The sequence below is a fragment of the Burkholderia ubonensis genome, from assembly GCF_001718695.1.
Lineage (GTDB): Bacteria > Pseudomonadota > Gammaproteobacteria > Burkholderiales > Burkholderiaceae > Burkholderia > Burkholderia ubonensis_B.
In genome coordinates, this window is the sequence record NZ_CP013421.1 from 668,866 (window position 1) to 685,991 (window position 17,126).

Sequence of the window (17,126 nt, forward strand, 5' to 3'; positions counted from 1 at the left end):
CGGCGGTTGCATCAGGAGTCCGGCTTCTCCACCTCGCCTTCGAGTTGCGCGAGCCGGTTGTAGATCGTCTTCAGGCTGATGTCGAGCACCTCGGCGGCCTGCGCCTTCACGCCGCCGCACTGCGCGAGCGTGCCGAGAATGACGCGCCTGTCGACTTCCTCGAGCGTCGTGCCGAACGGCACCGTGACGCGGTCGTCGCGAGGTTCGCCGGCGACCGATGCTTCCTCCATGATCGGCGGCGGCAGCGTGTCGATCACGTCGCCGTCGTTGAAGATGCTCGCGCGCTGCACGAAGTTGCGCAGCTCGCGCACGTTGCCGGGCCAGTCATAGTCCCTCAGCGCGGCGAGCGCGGCCGGCGCGAAGCGCACGTTGCGGCCGCTCTCCTTGTCCAGCTCTCGCAGGAACGCTTCCGCGAGCATCGGGATGTCGTCGCCGCGCTCGCGCAGCGGCGGCAGCGCGATCGGAAACACGTTGATCCGGTGATAGAGATCCGCGCGCAGCTTGCCGAGCGCCATCGCCTCTTCCGGATCGCGGTTGGTGGCCGCGATGATGCGCACGTCGACGTCGATTTCGTGCGTGGAGCCGAGCCGCGTCAGCCGGCCCGTTTCCAGCACGCGCAGCAGCTTGACCTGCGACTCGACCGGCATTTCGGTGATCTCGTCGAGGAACAGCGTGCCGTTGTCGGCCCGCTCGAAGAACCCCTTGTGCTGGCGATCGGCGCCGGTGAAGCTGCCGCGGTCGTGGCCGAACATCTCGCTCTCGACGAGATTCGCGGCGATCGCGCCGCAATTGATTGCGAGGAACGGGTCGCGCCGCCGCAGGCTCAGGTCGTGGATCGTCTGCGCGACGAGCTCCTTGCCGGTGCCGGATTCGCCCGTCAGCAACACGGACGCCTCGGTGCCGGCGACGCGGCCGATCGCGTCGTACATCGCCTGCATCGGCGGCGAACTGCCGATCATCCGCCCGAACCGGCCGAGCCGCTTCAATTCCGAACGCAGCTCGTCGATCTCGGCATGCAGCACGCCGGTGCGCGGTACGCGCGCGAAGATGCTGTGCAGGCGCTGCATGTTGATCGGCTTCACCAGATAGTCGGTCGCGCCGCGCCGCAGCGCGTCGATCGCGGTCTCGAGACTCGCGTGGCCGGTCGTCAGCACCATTTCGCAGTGCGATTCTTTCGGCAATTCGTCGAACAGTTTCATGCCGTTGCCGTCGGGCAGCACGAGATCGCACAGCACGAGGTCCGGCGTGTGCGCGGACATCAGCGCGCGCGCTTCCTCGAGCGTGGCTGCCGCATCGCACGTCAGGTGCTGCGCGTGCGCCAGCGCCGCGAGCATCGCGCGCGTGTCGGCGTCGTCTTCGACGATCAGCACATAAGGCATCGAAGCTCCTGGTGGGGCGGCCGGTATGAAGTTCGACCGGAACCGCAGCGAGCGTGCGCTGGGAGTACGACGCCGGGCACTCGGCGATACGACCCGCATTGCACGCGAATAAATGGGAGTTTGTCCGCCATGACAAACGAGTGCTTAGCAGTATAGAAGAAGCGTGTCGCGCAATCGGCGATCATCGAATAAATCTATCTATTCGCGAAACTCGCATTGCAATATTCAATCTATTGGGAGGGCCATAACCGGTATCCTTGATACATAAAAGCGACGTATACCGTGTCACTTTTTCTGCATGCCTCGACGGTTTCGGTCAAAACTTCCCAAAGCGATAACACTTATGTCGAAATCCGACGATGACGGCACGCGACTGTTCGGCCGCTCGCGAACAATCCAGGATTTGCTGCATAAAATCTCGCGCGTCGCGGCCACGCGCGCCAGCGTGCTGATCGTCGGCGAAAGCGGCGTCGGCAAGGAGATTGCCGCGCGGCTCGTGCACGATTTGAGCGCGCGCCGGCGCGCGCCGTTCGTGCCGGTCAATTGCAGCGCGATTCCCCCCGATATCGCCGAGTCGCAATTGTTCGGACATGAGAAAGGCAGCTTCACGGGCGCAGCCTCGCAGCATGTCGGCTTTTTCGAAGCCGCGCGCGGCGGCACGCTGTTTCTCGACGAGATCGCCGAAATGCCGGCGGAATTGCAAGTCAAATTGCTGCGCACGCTTGAAACCAACACGATCACGCGCGTCGGCGGCATCGATGCAATTCCGCTCGACGTGCGCGTCGTCGCGGCGACCCACCACGATCCGGTCGATGCCGTGCGCAGCAGCCGGCTGCGCGAGGACCTGTTCTATCGCATCGCGGTGTTCGCGCTGGGCGTGCCCGCGCTGCGCGAGCGCGAGGACGACGTCGGCGACATCGCGGTGCAGATCATCGACCGGCTGAATGCGCGGCATCGCACGCGCAAGCGCCTGTCGATGCAGGCGATGAAGGCGCTGCGCAGCTATTCGTGGCCGGGCAACGTGCGCGAGCTGCGCAATACGGTCGAGCGTGCGTTCATCCTCGCCGACGAGCAGATCGACATTCATCCGCCGCGTCGCGCGCCCGCGTGCGACGAAGTGCACGACAGCGCGATCACGCTGCCGCTCGGCGCGACGCTCGCGCATGCGCAGCAGCGCTTCATCGTCGCGTCGCTCACGCATTTCGGCGGCAACAAGCCGCTCACCGCGAAGGCGCTCGGCATCAGCCTCAAGACGCTCTACAACCGGCTCGCGCTGTTGCCCGAGCACGAGCGCAATGCGGTGAGCGGTGGCGCGCCCGGCGCCGCGACGAGCGGCGCCGCCACGTCGACCGGGTCGGCCGCATCGGCCGCTACGGCGCCGCCGACCGCGGCAAGCCAGTAGCCGCGACCGCTACGCCGCGACGTCGCGCAACGCGCTGTCCCAGTCGCGCGCGAACCGCTCGATCCCGAAGCGTTCGCGCGCGTCGCGCCTCGCGGCCGCGCCCCACTCGCGCGCGAGGTCCGCGTCGCGGATCAGCATGCGCATCGCGTCGATCAGCACGGCCGGACGCGTGTCGGCCACGCCGTTGCTGCCGGTCTTCACGAGCTGCGCCATCTCGGTCGTTGCCAGTGCAACGATCGGCAGCCCGATCATCATCGCCTCGATCACCGCGAGCCCGAGGCTCGTGTAACGGATCGGATTGAAGAAGAACCGGTAGTGCGACAGGAACTGCGGCAGCGCCGGGTTCGGCACCTCGCCGATCCCCCCCAGCTCGGCCGAGCCCATGCCGACCAGATCGAGCGGCACGTTGCGACGCACTTCCTCGAACAGGTCCGCGCCGAGCCGCCGGCCGCGCCGCGCGAGGTTGTTCACGACCGTCACGCCCTTGGGCAGCGTGCCGCGATACGCGACGTCGTCGGGCACCAGCACGCCGTGCTCGATCACGCGCGTCGGCGTGACGCCGTTGTCCCACATCAGCGCGTTGAACGGCGTCACGTGCACGAGCTGGACGTTCGGGTCCTGCACCGGATGCAGCGTGTCGGTCGGATGCTCGCGCGGCGGATCGTGTTCGATGAACAGCGTCGGCAGCGCGCGCTGCGCGTCGCTCAACAGCGTGAGCCGATCCTGCGCGTAGTGGCTGTGATGCTGATACAGCACGCAGTCGAACTCGGTGTCGCGCACGCATTCGGCCGGCACTTCGAACACGTTGTCGCCCCACGGCAGGTGTCCGACGCGCCCGGCATAGCCGGGCGGATGCTGCGGCCGCGTCACGAGATAGAAATCGTGCGGCGTCTGCGACAGGTAATACAGATAGTTTCCGTGCACGTGCCAGGTAAGCACGCGCAACCGTTTACGTGACATGACGTCTCTCCTGGGCGAGCAGCGTGCCCGCCTGGTGAATCACGTCGTCGACGCCGATCGCGATCGCGCATTCGTGCCCGTACGGGCACGTGTCGAACATGCACGGCCGGCAGGCCGGGTAGCTGGCGAGCACGCGATGACGTTCGGTGTCGAGCGGCGCCCGGCGGGCGACGTCGCTGCCGCAGGCGATCACGATGCTCGGCGTGCCGAGCGCCGCCGCGATGTAGGACACGCCGGTGTCGTTGCAGACGAGCAGCCGCGCGCGGCCGATCAGCGCCGCGAGTGCGCCGAGCGGCGTGCCGCCGCACAGGTTCACGCACGGCCGCGCGAGCTGCTCCGCAAACGCGTTGGCCAGCGCGAGCTCCGCGCGCGTGCCGGTCAGCACGATTTGCCAGCCGTCGTCGGCGAGCTGCCGCGCGGTGCGCGCGAAGCGTTCGACCGGCCAGCGCCGCGACGGCATCCGGGCGCCCGGATGAACGACCACGTAGCGGCCCGGCTCGAGCGCATGCTCGTCGCGCAGCACGTGCCACAGCGCATAGTCGAGGCCGCCGAGCGGAAACTCGAGGTAGTCGCCCCAGTCGCGATAGCCGAGCTTGCGCATCAGCGACAGGTAGCGCGTGACTTCGGGTTCGTCGTCGCGCCATACGATGGAGCAGTCGAGCGCGGTCGTGCCGCCGTCGGCCGGCACGAAGCCCGCGGTGCGCGCCGCGCCGAGCGAGGCGACGACCGCGTTCGCGTGCTCGCCGCTGCCGTGAAGCTGGAGCGCGAGATCGAACCCGCGCGCGCGGCATTCGGCAACGAACGCCTCGCGTGCGGCCGCATCGGCGGCCGGCTGTTCGGCGAGCCCCGGCGCACCGGGGAACGCGATGAAATTGTCGATGTAGTCGGAGAAGCGCGACGCGAATTCGCGCGCCCACGGCAGGCCGATCAACGTGATGCGCGCGTCAGGCTCGCCGCGCCGCAACGCTCGCAGCGCGGGCACCGCGCACAGCATGTCGCCGAGCTGCAGCGCGCGAAACACCGCGATGCGCGTCGGACCGGACGATGAAGCCGAATCGTGCGTCATAGGAAGAACACCCGGAAATGAAGCGCGCCGCGCAGCCGCCAGTACAGCGACACGGGCGGAATCGCGATCGACGTGACGATCATCTCGGCCACGTGCGACGGCGTGAGCTGCGTGCCGCGCAGCCGCTTGATGCAAAACGCGGCCGTGATCGCGGCCCACACGAGCGCGCAGGCAATGCCGGCCGCGCGCCAGCCGAGGGCGAAGCAGCCGAGCGCGCCGAGCGCGAACAGCACGGCCGCGTAGTAATTCCACGGCGGCGTCGGCCGGATGTGCCGCCGGTAAGTCACGCGATGCTTCTTGTACAGCAGCGCGTCGAAATACACCTTCGACTGCTGGCCGATGCTGGTGCCCCAGCGCACCGGGCGCACGGGGTGGACGATCCGCGCGGCCTCCGCCTCGACGATCGGCCCCGCGTGCTCGCGCAACGCGAACATCAGGTCGGCGTCCTCGCGCCACGCGCGCGTGAAGCGTTCGTCGAAGCCGCCGACGCGCTCCAGCGCCGCGCGCCGCACGAAGCAGTTGGCGGTCGCGAATTCCGCATGCGCGAGGCCGGCCGCATCGCGTTCGTAATCGGTCGGCCGCGGGCGCAGCGGCACGTCGATGCGCCCCGCCGCCGCCGACGCCGACGGCTCGGCCAGCAGGGCTGCCGAACCATGACGCAGCCACGCGGGGTCGGGAATCGTGTCGTCGTCGGTGAACGCGATCAGCCCGCCGCGCGCGCTGCGCCAGCCGACGTTGCGCGCGCCGGCCGGCCCCTGCGTGTCCGGCGCGCTCATGTAGCGGATCACGGGCACGTCGCTCACGCGCGCGCGGCACGCATCGACGACTGCGCGCGCGCTGCCGGCCGGATCGTCGTCGACCACGACGATCTCGTAGGCCGTCGGGTCGAACGCCTGCGCGCACAGCGCGTCGAGGCAGCGTTCGAGCAGATCGGGCCGACGATAGGTCGGCACGACGACCGACACGACCGGTGCCTGTTGCGTGTCACGCATGTTCATGTCGCGGCTTCTCCAGCAGGAACGAACCGATCACGAGCGCGTCGAGCGGCGAGGTCCAGAAGCATTCGATCGCGTCGCGCGGCGAGCAGACGATCGGCTCGCCGCGCGTGTTGAACGACGTGTTGACGAGCACCGGCACGCCGGTCAGCGCGTTGAACTCCGACAGCAGCGCATGCAGCAGCGGATGCTGGCTTTCGTCGACGGTCTGCACGCGCGCCGTGCCGTCGATGTGGCGCACGGCCGGAATCGTCGCTTCTGCGCCGGGCGCGACGTCGTAGACGAACAGCATGAACGGCGCGCGCAGCGGCGTGCGGCGGCCGCCCCGAAACCACTCGTGCGCATGGCTTTCGAGCACGACCGGCGCGACCGGCCGGAAATCCTCGCGATCCTTGATCCGGTTCAGCTTGTGCTGCATGTCCGGATCGGTCGGCGATGCGAGGATCGAGCGGGCGCCGAGGGCGCGCGGGCCGAACTCCATGCGGCCCTGGAACCAGCCGATCACGCGGTTCGCCGCGAGCAACGCAGCCGTCTGTCCGGCGACGTCGTCGAGCCGCCGGTACGGCAGCTGCGCTTCGGTGAGGAACGCTTCGATTGCCTCGTCGCTGTACGACGGCCCGAGATACGCGTGGTCCATGCGCCAGTCGCCGCGCGCGCCGCGGATCCGGAAGTCGGTCCACAGCGCGGCGCCGAGCGCGGTGCCCGCATCGCCGGCGGCCGGCTGCACCCACACGTCGTCGAACGGGCCGCGGTCGCGGATCTTCGCGTTCATCACGCAGTTCAGCGCGACGCCGCCGGCCATCGCGAGCTGCTTCTCGCCGGTCTGCGCGGCGAGCCATTCGACCGCCTGCAGCGTCGCTTCCTCCAGCACCAGCTGCAACGCATGCGCGATGTCGCAATGATGCGGCTCGATCGGGCCGCCGCGTTCGCGCGGCGGGCCGAACAGCGCGGCGAGGTCGCCTTCGACGATCTCGTAGCGTCCGTCGCCCGCGTAGCGCACCAGCTTGCGCATCTCGTCGGCATACACGGGCTTGCCGTACGACGCGAGCGCCATCACCTTGTACTCGTCGGACGAATGCAGGAAGCCGAGGTAGTGCGTGACGCGCTCGTACAGCAGCCCGAGCGAATGCGGCAGGTTCACCTGGCCGAGGCGCCGGTACGACTTGCCGTCGAACAGGCCGTAGCTCGTGGTCGCGCGCTCGCCGCGCCCGTCCATCGTCATCACCGCGCAGTGGTCGTACGGCGCCGCGAGAAACGCGCTCGCCTCGTGCGCGAGATGGTGCTCGATGAAGTGCCAGCGGAACGGCCCGTGGTGCCTGACGCCGCGAAAGCGCCGCTGCAGATGGTGCGGCGCGCCGCCCGCGAGCTGGCGCGGCGCGTTCACGATCGACGACAGGAACAGCGGATGCCACGGCGACGCGCCGTCGGCGCGCGGCGCATGGGCGGACGGCTGCAGCGGCAGCGTCAGTTCGGGCTCGGCCCCGTGACGATCGAGCTCGAGCCACGGGTCGTACGAATAGGCGACGTGATCGACGTCCGCGAGCGCGATGCCGGCTTCCGCGAGACATTAGTCGATCGCGTGAAACGGCAGCTCCCACGTCGAGAACGGCACCGGCCGCTTCGCGTGCTTCACGTGCGTGAATCGCTCGTCTTCGGCGGCCGCGATCACGATGCCGTCGCGCACGAGGCACGCGGCGCTGTCGTGAAAGGCGGCGTTGATACCCAGCGTATAAATGGGTTCGGGCATGCGTCAGCTCCTGGTGATGGCGTGCGCGAAGGGGATCACGTTCGAGGCGTTCACCGCGACCGGCGCGGCGCCGTGTGCGGCGGCGCGCGCGGCCGCACGCAGCGCATGACGCTCGCTGCCGCGCAGCAGCGCGTGCGTCGCCGCGACGACGTCATCGACGCTCACGCCGAGCAGGCACGGATGCCCCGGTTGATCGCACACGCTGCGATAACAGTTGCGGCACGGCACATCGACGTTCAGCACGCGGTGCGGCACGCGCCACGGCGTGTGCTGCGGGTTGGTCAGCGCGTACAGGTCGACGACCGGCGTGCCGAGCGCGGCCGCGAGATGCACGGGGCCGCTGTTGTTCGACAGCAGCAGGTCGGCCGTTTCGATCAGCGCGCCGAGCTCGCCGAGCGGCAGCGCGCCGGCGAGCGGCACCGCGCGCGGCCCGGCGCGCTCGCACACGGCTTCGACCAGCGCGCGCTCGCTCGCGCTGCCGGTCACCGCGATGCCGTCGAACAGCGGCGCGAGCCGCGCGGCCGCCTCGCCGAAGCGCTCGGCCGGCCAGCGCCGCGACGCGGCGCTCGCGCCCGGATGCACGACCAGCCAGCGCGCGCGCGCCGGGTCGCGCGGCCCGCCGAGCCGTTGCAGCGCCGCGCGCAGCCGCGCGTGCAGCGCGCGGCGCGCGGCGTCGCCGGGCTCGAACGCCATGCGCCAGTCCGAGGTCGTCGCGCCGATCGAGCGCACCAGCGCGAGCTGGCGCGCGACCTCGTGGCGCACGTGCGATTCCGGCTCGGTCTCGGGCACGCGGTCGGTCAATAGCTCGTACGGATTCTCGCGGCAATGCGCGAGCCGCAGCGGAATGCCCGCGAGCCAGCACATCATCGCGGCCGGCAGCGGGCTCTGGCTGTAGACGGTGAAGATCACAGCCGCATCGAAGCGCCCGGCCAGCAGGCGGTCGACCATGTCGAGATCGGCCACCGGATCGCCGCGCGCTTCCGGATGCTTGACCCACGGCGCGTCGTACGTCCACACGTCGTCGACCATCGGCAGGTGGCCGGCGAGCGCCGCGCCGCTGCGCGACGTCAGCAGCGTGAGCTGGCGGCCGCGGCCGCCGTCCTTCAGCGCGCGCAGCGCGGGCGTCGTCATCAGCACGTCGCCGAGGCTGTCGAGGCGCACGCACAGGATCCGGCGCGCACGATCCCAGGCGGTGCTCATCGCCGCACCCACGTGCCGTGACGCCGCGCGACCTCGCGCACGACGATGTCGGCCGCGAGATCGAGCCGGTCGACCACGTGGTGCGGCGTGCGTGCGGCGTCGAGCCGCCATTCGGTCTCGTTGCCGCAGTCGACCAGAATCGTGCCGCAGCGCGCGGTGCGACCGGCCTCGACGTCGTCGAGGATGTCGCCGATCATCCAGCTCGACTCGGCGAGTGCGCCGAGCGTCGCGAGCGCGCGCCGGACCATCCCGGGGCGCGGCTTGCGGCAGATGCAGTCGCAGGTGTAGCGCGGCACGCTGCCCGCCGGGTGATGCGGGCAGTAAAAAAAATCCGCCAGCGCCGCGCCGTTCTCTTCGAACAGTTCGGCGAGACGCTGACGGACCGCGCCAAGCTTCGATTCGGGGAAGTAGCCGAGCGCGACGCCCGGCTGGTTCGAGACGACCGCGATCGGCATGCCGGTCGCGCCAAGCGTGCGCAGCGCGCGCGCGGCGCCGGGCGCGAGCCGCATGCGCGCGGGATCGACGTTGTACGGCACGTTCTCGAGCAGCGTGCCGTCCTTGTCGAGCAATACGGCGCCGGGCAGCCGGCGCTCGCGCGTCAGGGCCATGACGTCTCCTTCATCGGCAGCACCATCAGCTCGGGCACGACGGTGCCCGGCGGCTGCGTCAGCACGAAGCGCACGGCGGCCGCGACGTGCTCGGGCGGCTGCAGCGTGTCCTCGTCGATGTCGGGGAAGCGGTCGAGCAGGAACGGCGTGCGCATCCCGCCGGCGACGATCGCCGAGACGCTGACGCCCGCGGGCCGCAACTCCGCATGCAGCGCATGCGACAGCCCGAGCAAGCCCCACTTGGTCGCGTGGTACGCGGAGGCGTTCGGCCACGCGCGCTTCGAGGCGGTCGACGCGATGTTGACGATGTGCCCGCTGCCACGCGCCTTCATGATCGGCACGGCCGCGTGGCACATCAGATACGGGCCGAACAGGTTGGTCATCATCACCTGCTGCCAGGCGTCGACGCTGACGTCGTCGATCGGCGCGGTCACGTCGATCGCCGCGTTGTTGACGATCACGTCGAGATCGCCGAGCGCCTCGCGCGCGTCGTGCACGACCTGCAGCACCGACGCTTCGTCGCGCACGTCGAGCGGCCGTCCGATCGCCTGTCCGCCGTGCCGCGCGAGGCGCTGGGCGACGGCTGCGGCGCGGTCGCCGTCGAGATCGGCAACGATCACGTGCGCGCCGTACTGCGCAAGTTCTTCGCAAATGGCCTCGCCGAGGCCACGGCCACCGCCGGTGACGAGTGCGGTGCGGCCGGCGAGCGGCGGTCGGGCTAAATCGTGAGTCGCGTTCACATATACCTCCTGCAAGCGGTTCGAAGAAATCCTGAGGATCGAGGCCGTGACACTTGTCGGAACAAGTGTCGATGCGGGGGAGTACAGCGAGAAGCGTGCCACTGCCGGGGCGCCCGCGCCGCATCGCGCTGGCGCGCGCGCCCGCTGGCTTTTTTATAACCGGCTGTAAAAACCGGCCCGCAAGCGCGCGCTCAGATCGCGAGCGCGTCCGGCGTGGCCTGCGCGCGATGCTTCGCGACCGCGCGCAGGCAGTGCGCGATGCAGCCGGCGAAGGCTTCGTCGAACCAGGGCTGCGCGCCCGACACGCCCACCACGATGCCGTGCTGCACGACCGCGCCCCACAGGTTCGTGTCGCCCGCGCGCAGCCGGTACGGCTCGAGCGCCTGCACGACGTGGCCGTCGCGGCCGGTTTCCCACGACAGCCGCGCCTTCGCGCGGGCGTATGCGCGGTAGTCGGCATCCCAGTCCTTCGGATCGGGCAGCGAGAACTCATACAGGATCGCGTCTTCGAACGCCGCGTCATGCGGGCCGATCGCCGGGTCCATGATGACGATGTGCAGACAGCCGCTGTCGCCGACGAAGTCGCTCTGCAACGCCGCCGACAAGGTCGGCAGCAACAGCTCGACGGCCGCGACCGCGGCCTGACGGTCGGCGAACGCGCTACCGCCGCGCTGCTGCGTCGGCGTTTCGGGAATCGTCGGGTTCAGAAGGTTCGGCATGTATCTCTCCAGTGGAAGTTGCGAGCGCGCGCAGCGTCGCGATCAGGTCGGCCGCTGCCGCGGGCTTGGTCAGGTAAGCATGGAATCCCGCTTCCACCGCGCGCGTGCGGTCGCGCTCGCGCGCGTGGCCGGACAGCGCGAGCGCTTCGAGCGGTGCGCGTCCGTCGCGCGGGCGCTCGGCGTCGAGCTGGCGCACACGGCTCATCACCGCGTAGCCGTCGTCTTCGTCGTCGCCGAGGTCGATGTCGCAGACGAGCAGCGCCGGCCACTCCGCGCGCCGCGTGCGCCACAGATCGTCGAGCAGCGCCTGCCCGGACGCGAACGCGTGCACGTCGGCGCCGGCCGTCTGCAGCAGCGCGGTGAGCGCCTCGCGCGCCTCGTCGTGATCGTCGACGCATGCGATGCGCAGCCCGTCGAGCGGCTTCGCGCCCGCGGGCTGCGCGTCGGCCAAGGCCGGCGCGACCGCGCTCATCGGCAGCGCCAGGTGCAGCGTCAGGCCGTTGTCGTCGCGTTCGCGCACGACGTAGCCGCCCGCCTCCTCGATCGCGGTCTGCAGCGGGTCGAGATCGACCAGCGACAGCTCCGGCGCATCGACGCCCGCGCACGTGATCGTGATGCGCGCGTCCGGGTCGTGACGCGCGGTGTGCACCTCGAGCTGGCCGCCGCCGCTCGCGTCGATGCCGGCGCGGCACATTTCCCAGACGAAACGCCGCAGCGCGGCCGCATCGGCCTTGACGACGAGATCCTCGTCCGCCAGCTGGCGAAACACCGGCACCGCGCGCTGCGCGGCCGCGTCGGCGAGCGAATCGAGCACCTGGGCAACCAGCGGATTGATGCGCACCGGCAGCCGCGCGAACTTCGCTTCGGTGCGCTCGAGCTCGCGCTGCTTCGCCTGCAACGCCCACATCTGCGCATAGACGCCGCCGCTCGCGAGCAGCTCGTCGTGCGTGCCCTGCTCCACGAGGCGGCCGTGCTCCATCACGAGAATCCGGTCGGCATCGACGACCGTCGACAGCCGGTGCGCGATGATGAGGCTCGTGCGGTGCTGCGCGACGCGCATCAGCTCCTGCTGGATCGCGCGCTCCGAGCGCGTGTCGAGCGCCGACGTCGCCTCGTCGAACACGACGATCGGCGGCGCCTTCAGCAGCGCGCGCGCGATCGCGACGCGCTGCCGCTCGCCGCCCGACAAGCGCACGCCGCGCTCGCCGACGCGCGTGTCATACGCGTCGGGCAGCCGCTCGATGAACGCGTCGAGCTGCGCGCTGCGCGCGGCCGCGATGATTTCCGCGCGGGTCGCGTCGCGCTTGCCGTAGCCGATGTTGTACGCGAGCGTGTCGTTGAACAGGATGGTGTCCTGCGGCACGATGCCGAGCGCGTCGCGCAGGCTGCGCTCGGTGACGAGGCGCAGATCCTGGCCGTCGATGCGGATGATCCCGGCGTCGGGCTGGTAGAGGCGGAACAGCAGCCGCGCGAGCGTCGACTTTCCCGAGCCGCTGCCGCCGACCACCGCGACCGACTGGCCGGGCTCAATCCGGAACGACACGTCCCACAGGATCTGCCGGCTCGGCTCGTAGCCGAAGTCGACGTGCTCGAACTCGATCGCGCCGCCGCGCACCACGAGCGGCTGCGCGCCCGGTGCGTCGCCGTCCTCGCCCGGCTTGCCGCGCGCGTCGAGCAGCCCGAACAGCCGCTCGATGTTGGTCAATGCGTCGTTCGCCTCGCGGAACACGAAGCCGAGCGCGTTCAGCGGCAGGCTGATCTGGATGATGTACGCGTTGATCAGCACGAGATCGCCGACCGTCATCGTGCCGCGCGCGACGTGCTGGCCGGCGAGCAGCATCACCGCCGCGATGCCGGCGCCGATGCAGGCGCTCTGGCCGATATGCAGCGTCGACAGCGCGTACTGGTTGTCGACGCCGGCGTCGCGCCACGCGTCGAGCACGCGCTCGAGGCGGCTGCGCTCGACGTCCTCGCGCGCGAAGTACTTCACCGTATCGACGTTCAGCAAGCTGTCGACCACGCGGGAATTCGATTCGGCCTCCAGCGCGTTCACGCGGCGCTGATAACGCATCCGCCGCCGCGTCAGCGCGATCGTGTACGCCGCGTAGACCGCGAACGTGACGAGGATGATCGCGGTGAAGCCGCCGCCGTACTTGCTGATCACGATCACCAGCACCGAGCCGATCTCGATCGCGGTCGGCACGACGGTGAACACTGCGACGCCGAGCAGATAGCCGATCCCGGCCGTGCCCTTCTCGAGGTCGCGCACCACCGCGCCGGTTTCGCGCTGCGCATGAAAGCGCGCGCCGAGCCGATGCAGGTGGCCGAAGGTGCGGGTCGTGAACGACGCGACGGTGTGCTGCGTGACCTGCACGAACGTCATGTCGCGCACTTCGTTCAGGGCGTTCGCGGCGAAGCGCACCACCGCGTACGCGAACAGCAGCCACACCGGCAGGGCCATCGGCTGGCGCGCGGCGCCGCCGAAGCCGTCGATGATCTCCTTGAGCAGCAGCGGCACCGAGATGGCCGCCGCCTTCGCGAGCACGAGCAGCGCGACCGCGGCGAGCACACGCGCGCGGTACTGCCAGATCGCGCGCCACAGCTCCAGTGCGATGCGCATGCGCAGGCCGCGCCCGCGGCGGTCGCGGCCGGCTTCGCGCGCGCCGGCGCCGCGCGTGTCACGATCGTCGCCCGTGCCCCGAAGCAGGTCGTCGGTCCCGTTGTTCCCGTTGGTCATGCGTACGATGTCGGTGTCCTTGGTCTATCGGTCGCGCGCATCGCCCGTCAATGGCGCGGCTCGCGGTCGGCGCCGTTTTCATCGCGGCGGGCGGACCCGGACTCCGGCTCGGGCTCGCGGGTGTTCGGGTTCGGCCGGGTCGGCGTGACCGTGCGTTGCGACGGACGCAGCACCTTGACCGTGTCGTGTTCGCCGTCGCGACGCACGCGCACGCGGTTCTCGACGTCGCGCACGCCCATGCAGTCGTCGGAGAGATCCTCGATGTCGTGCTTCATCCAGCGCGTCGGCACCGTGCCCTCAAGCACGACGCAGCCGTCGCGGACCTCCACGCTGACGTCGCTCACGTCGATCTCGAGCGCGCGCGCCAGCCGCTCGCATACGTCCTCGCGAATGCGCTCGTCGGAACGCGTGTAGCCCTTCGGGCCGGTGCGTGCGCGCATCGCGCCGCCGCCGAAACGCGACAGGTCCGGCGCTTCGCCGGGCCGGTCGCCGGGCCGGTCGCGTGCGTCGGGCGGGTCGTAGCCACGTTCGCCGCGGTAGCCCCCGGTACGCCATTGCGGTTCTCCGCCGCGCTCGCCGCCCGCGCGTTGCGGGTCGCGACGACGTTCGCCGTAGCCGCGGCCCGGCTCGCGCGCGCCGGCAGGCGCATCGCGCCAGCCGGCGCTGCGTTCTTCGGCCGGCGAACGCGCGGCGCGCTCGCTCCATTCGCTGCCCCAGTCCTCCGGGCCGACGTCCTCGCTCCTGAACCGGTGGTATGCCGATTCGTACGCTTCTTCCGGCCACGGCGACGGCTCGTCGGTGATACCGCGCCCCACGCCCCGGTACGCGCGTTCGTCGCGCTCCTGCCAGTCGGACGAGCGACTACGGCCGCCCTGCCCTCCGGGATATCGTCGTTGCATGGTGTCTCTCCTGGTTCGCGCCCGTTGCACGCACGGCCCGATGCCGCATCGCGGCGCGCGTCGATGCAAGGGTTGCAAGCTGCGTGCCGCATTGGTTGCGGCTGCGGCCAGCGAGGGCCCTTGCGGTGACGGGATCGACGTGGTTCTGGCGGTTGTCGGCGTGTTCGGCGTTCTCGGCGTTCTCGGCGTTCTCGGCGTTCTCGGCGTTCTCGGCGTTCTCGGCGTTCTTGCGGTTCTTGCGGTTCTTCCGGTTCCCAGCGTGCTCGGATGCCCGCGCCCCCGGCGCTCGCGCCAGCGGTCCCTACAAAAACGCCGGAGGCACGCCATTCAGATACCGCCGGCCCACGCGTCCCTGCACCAAGCCGTACCCGACCACCGCCACCTACCCCACCGGCCGCCCGTCATCGAAAGCCCCTACCCAGGCCGCACTATTTGCAACGCGATTGCAGTTTTTTCGCATGCACCGATCGCAAGCCGCCCGCTAGACCGACCCGGCATCCGGATCGTCGGTATTGCCCGGTTCGCTCAGCCGCTCGGTGTGATCCGGTTCGATGTCCGCATCTTCGTCGAGCCCCGCGTCGCCGTCCGCGGACGCGCGCTCGCCGGTACCCGCACGGTCCGTGTCGCTGTCGAGCGCCGCGTCGCCGCGTTCGAGCGCGTGCTGGTCGAGCGGCGAATCGACGTCGAATGCGTGACGCCGCGCGCCGACCGTATCGCTGCCGCTGTCCGACGAGTCGCTCGGCCCGAGCGCCCGTCCATCGCGGCCGCGTCGCTCGTTGTCCTCGTCGGGGCCGATCGGCTCATTGTCGGGGTCCAGTGTGCTGTTCATGTCGATGCCCTCTCGTAACGGTGAAGCGCCGCCGAAGGCCGCCGTACGGGCCGCAGCGGGCAGGTGGCAGCGCTGCGCAATCGGCATGCCGGGCCGGCCGCTCGCAGGGGGCACGCGTGATGCGCACCCATTCATCAGGGGAATTGAGTACCCTTATGGTTTCGACCGGGTCCATTCGATTCCAACAATTGCCGCAGCGGCGCACCCGGCGTCGGCCGGCCGCCGCTCGCGCGAGCCCTTTCATTAGCCGTTCCGATGACACAAGACGACGCCATTTCCGACCCGCATCCGCCACTCGGCCCCGCCGATGCACGCGATCTCCTGCACCGCTTCGCCGAATTCCGGTTCGAGACGGTCGTCGGCGCGATCACCGACTACGCCGTATTCATGCTCGACCCGCAAGGCAACGTCGCCACGTGGAATCGGGGCGCCGAGCGCATCAAGGGCTATCTGCCGGCCGAGATCCTCGGCCATCATTTTTCGCGCTTCTATCCGCCCGAAGCGATCGCGGCCGGCCGGCCCGCGTTCGGGCTGCAGGAAGCGGTCGCGCACGGCGGCTTCGAGGACGAAGGCTGGCGCGTGCGCAAGGACGGTTCGCGGTTCTGGGCCAGCGTGACCATCACCGCGGTGCGCGGGCCGGGCGGCCAGCTGGTCGGCTTCATCAAGATCACGCGCGACATGACCGAGCGCAAGCGGCTCGCGGAACTCGAAGCGTCGACGCATCGGCTCAGCGTGTTCATCGCGATGCTCGCGCACGAGCTGCGCAACCATCTCGCGCCGCTGCGCCATTCGGTCGGCGTGCTGCAGAGCCTGCCCGAGCCGGCGCCCGCGCTCGCGCAGTGCCGCGACGCCGTGCATCGCCAGGTCGGGCAGCTGACGCGGCTCGTCGACGATCTGCTCGACGTCGGCCGCATCACCGCCGGCAAGCTCGAGCTCGACACGGCGCCGGTGACGATCCGCGATCTCGTGTGCCGTGGCGTGGAGAGCGTCCAGCCGAAACTGGCGGCGCGCGAGCAGCACCTGCGCGTCGACGTACCCGACGCGCCGCTCGTCGTGCGCGGCGATGCGGCGCGGCTCGTGCAGGTGCTGCACAACCTGCTCGACAACGCGTCGAAGTTCTCGCCATACGGCAGCCAGATCGACATCGGCGCGCGCATGGAGGACGGCGCAGCCGTGATTCGCGTCAGCGACCGCGGCATCGGCATCGCGCCCGGCGCGCTCGAGTCGATCTTCGACCTGTTCGACCAAGGCAACGCCACCGGCACGCTCGCATCGGACGGCTTCGGCCTCGGCCTCGCGATCTGCCGGTCGTTCGTCGAACTGCACGGCGGCGCCATTTCCGCGGAAAGCGCCGGCCCCGGCCAGGGCGCGACGTTCGTCGTGCGGCTGCCGGCCGAGCCCGCCGACCAAGCAACCGCGCTCGAAGCGTCAGGCGCGCGCAGCATCGCGCCGCCCGCTGCCGAGCTGCTGCGCATCGTCGTCGTCGACGACAACCGCGACTCCGCCGATACGCTCGCCGTGCTGCTCGAAGTGAAAGGCCACGCGCCGCGCGTCGCGTACAACGCCGACGACGCGCTCGCGCTCGCGCGCGAGTTCGCGCCGCAGCTGATGCTCGTCGACCTGTCGATGCCCGACGTCGACGGCTTCACGCTGCTGCGCGAACTGCGCGCGATGGATACGCTGGCCGGCACGACCTGCGTCGCGCTGTCCGGCCATGCGCGGCCGACCGATCGTGCGCGCACCGCGAGCGAGGGCTTCGACGATCACCTCGTGAAGCCCGTCGAGATGGCGGTGCTCGACGCGCTGCTGGAGCGCGTCGCCCGCAACGCTCACGCGAACCGCTGA

At 70.2% G+C, this 17,126-nt stretch carries 13 protein-coding genes and 1 pseudogene; 2 read left to right on the plus strand and 12 right to left on the minus strand.

Going from position 1 to position 17,126, the window contains the following annotated elements:
* Positions 1 to 11: 11 nt before the first annotated feature.
* Positions 12 to 1,379 (minus strand): sigma-54-dependent transcriptional regulator, encoded by a 1,368-nt coding sequence (locus tag WJ35_RS17850; protein WP_069239605.1) that lies wholly within the window; start codon positions 1,377 to 1,379, stop codon positions 12 to 14.
* Positions 1,380 to 1,722: 343 nt separating this feature from the next.
* Between WJ35_RS17850 and WJ35_RS17855 the strand changes: the two genes are divergently transcribed.
* Positions 1,723 to 2,781 carry a sigma-54 interaction domain-containing protein gene (locus WJ35_RS17855; RefSeq protein ID WP_069239606.1) on the plus strand — a complete coding sequence of 353 codons (1,059 nt, stop codon included), beginning with the start codon at positions 1,723 to 1,725 and terminating at the stop codon, positions 2,779 to 2,781.
* Positions 2,782 to 2,790: 9 nt separating this feature from the next.
* On the opposite strand, the gene WJ35_RS17860 is transcribed toward WJ35_RS17855, so the two are convergent.
* The 11 genes and pseudogenes from WJ35_RS17860 to WJ35_RS17910 all read right to left on the minus strand — a co-directional run bounded on the left by WJ35_RS17860 (position 2,791) and on the right by WJ35_RS17910 (position 15,281).
* On the minus strand, positions 2,791 to 3,741 hold the full coding sequence (locus tag WJ35_RS17860) for a glycosyltransferase (protein WP_011879847.1): 951 nt from the start codon (positions 3,739 to 3,741) through the stop codon (positions 2,791 to 2,793).
* Positions 3,731 to 4,807, minus strand: a complete 1,077-nt coding sequence (locus WJ35_RS17865) for a glycosyltransferase family 9 protein (protein WP_069239607.1) — start codon at positions 4,805 to 4,807, stop codon at positions 3,731 to 3,733. The genes WJ35_RS17860 and WJ35_RS17865 overlap by 11 nt, the downstream gene beginning before the upstream one ends.
* A complete protein-coding gene (locus WJ35_RS17870) occupies positions 4,804 to 5,805 on the minus strand; it encodes a glycosyltransferase family 2 protein (protein ID WP_069239608.1) in 1,002 nt (333 codons plus the stop codon). Before WJ35_RS17870 ends, WJ35_RS17865 begins: the two co-directional genes overlap by 4 nt.
* A pseudogene (locus WJ35_RS17875) lies at positions 5,792 to 7,549 on the minus strand (carbamoyltransferase). Before WJ35_RS17875 ends, WJ35_RS17870 begins: the two are co-directional and overlap by 14 nt.
* A gap of 3 nt (positions 7,550 to 7,552) precedes the next feature.
* A complete protein-coding gene (locus WJ35_RS17880; RefSeq protein ID WP_011879843.1) occupies positions 7,553 to 8,749 on the minus strand; it encodes a glycosyltransferase family 9 protein in 1,197 nt (398 codons plus the stop codon).
* Positions 8,746 to 9,357: a D-glycero-alpha-D-manno-heptose-1,7-bisphosphate 7-phosphatase gene (locus WJ35_RS17885; RefSeq protein WP_011879842.1), complete on the minus strand. Its 612-nt coding sequence runs from the start codon at positions 9,355 to 9,357 to the stop codon at positions 8,746 to 8,748. The genes WJ35_RS17880 and WJ35_RS17885 overlap by 4 nt, the downstream gene beginning before the upstream one ends.
* Positions 9,348 to 10,097, minus strand: a complete 750-nt coding sequence (locus tag WJ35_RS17890; RefSeq protein WP_059567928.1) for an SDR family oxidoreductase — start codon at positions 10,095 to 10,097, stop codon at positions 9,348 to 9,350. The genes WJ35_RS17885 and WJ35_RS17890 overlap by 10 nt, the downstream gene beginning before the upstream one ends.
* Before the next feature lie 191 nt (positions 10,098 to 10,288).
* Positions 10,289 to 10,816 (minus strand): hypothetical protein, encoded by a 528-nt coding sequence (locus tag WJ35_RS17895; RefSeq protein ID WP_069239609.1) that lies wholly within the window; start codon positions 10,814 to 10,816, stop codon positions 10,289 to 10,291.
* Entirely contained in the window at positions 10,758 to 13,436 is a 2,679-nt protein-coding gene (locus WJ35_RS17900; RefSeq protein ID WP_045579929.1) for an ABC transporter transmembrane domain-containing protein, read from the minus strand. The genes WJ35_RS17895 and WJ35_RS17900 overlap by 59 nt, the downstream gene beginning before the upstream one ends.
* 164 nt (positions 13,437 to 13,600) lie before the next feature.
* A complete protein-coding gene (locus tag WJ35_RS17905) occupies positions 13,601 to 14,452 on the minus strand; it encodes a BON domain-containing protein (RefSeq protein ID WP_069239610.1) in 852 nt (283 codons plus the stop codon).
* Between the two features lie 481 nt (positions 14,453 to 14,933).
* Entirely contained in the window at positions 14,934 to 15,281 is a 348-nt protein-coding gene (locus tag WJ35_RS17910; protein WP_011879837.1) for a hypothetical protein, read from the minus strand.
* Positions 15,282 to 15,536: 255 nt separating this feature from the next.
* On the opposite strand from WJ35_RS17910, the gene WJ35_RS17915 reads away from it, so the two are divergent.
* Complete coding sequence (locus WJ35_RS17915; protein ID WP_045579556.1) at positions 15,537 to 17,126, plus strand: ATP-binding protein; 1,590 nt, start codon at positions 15,537 to 15,539, stop codon at positions 17,124 to 17,126.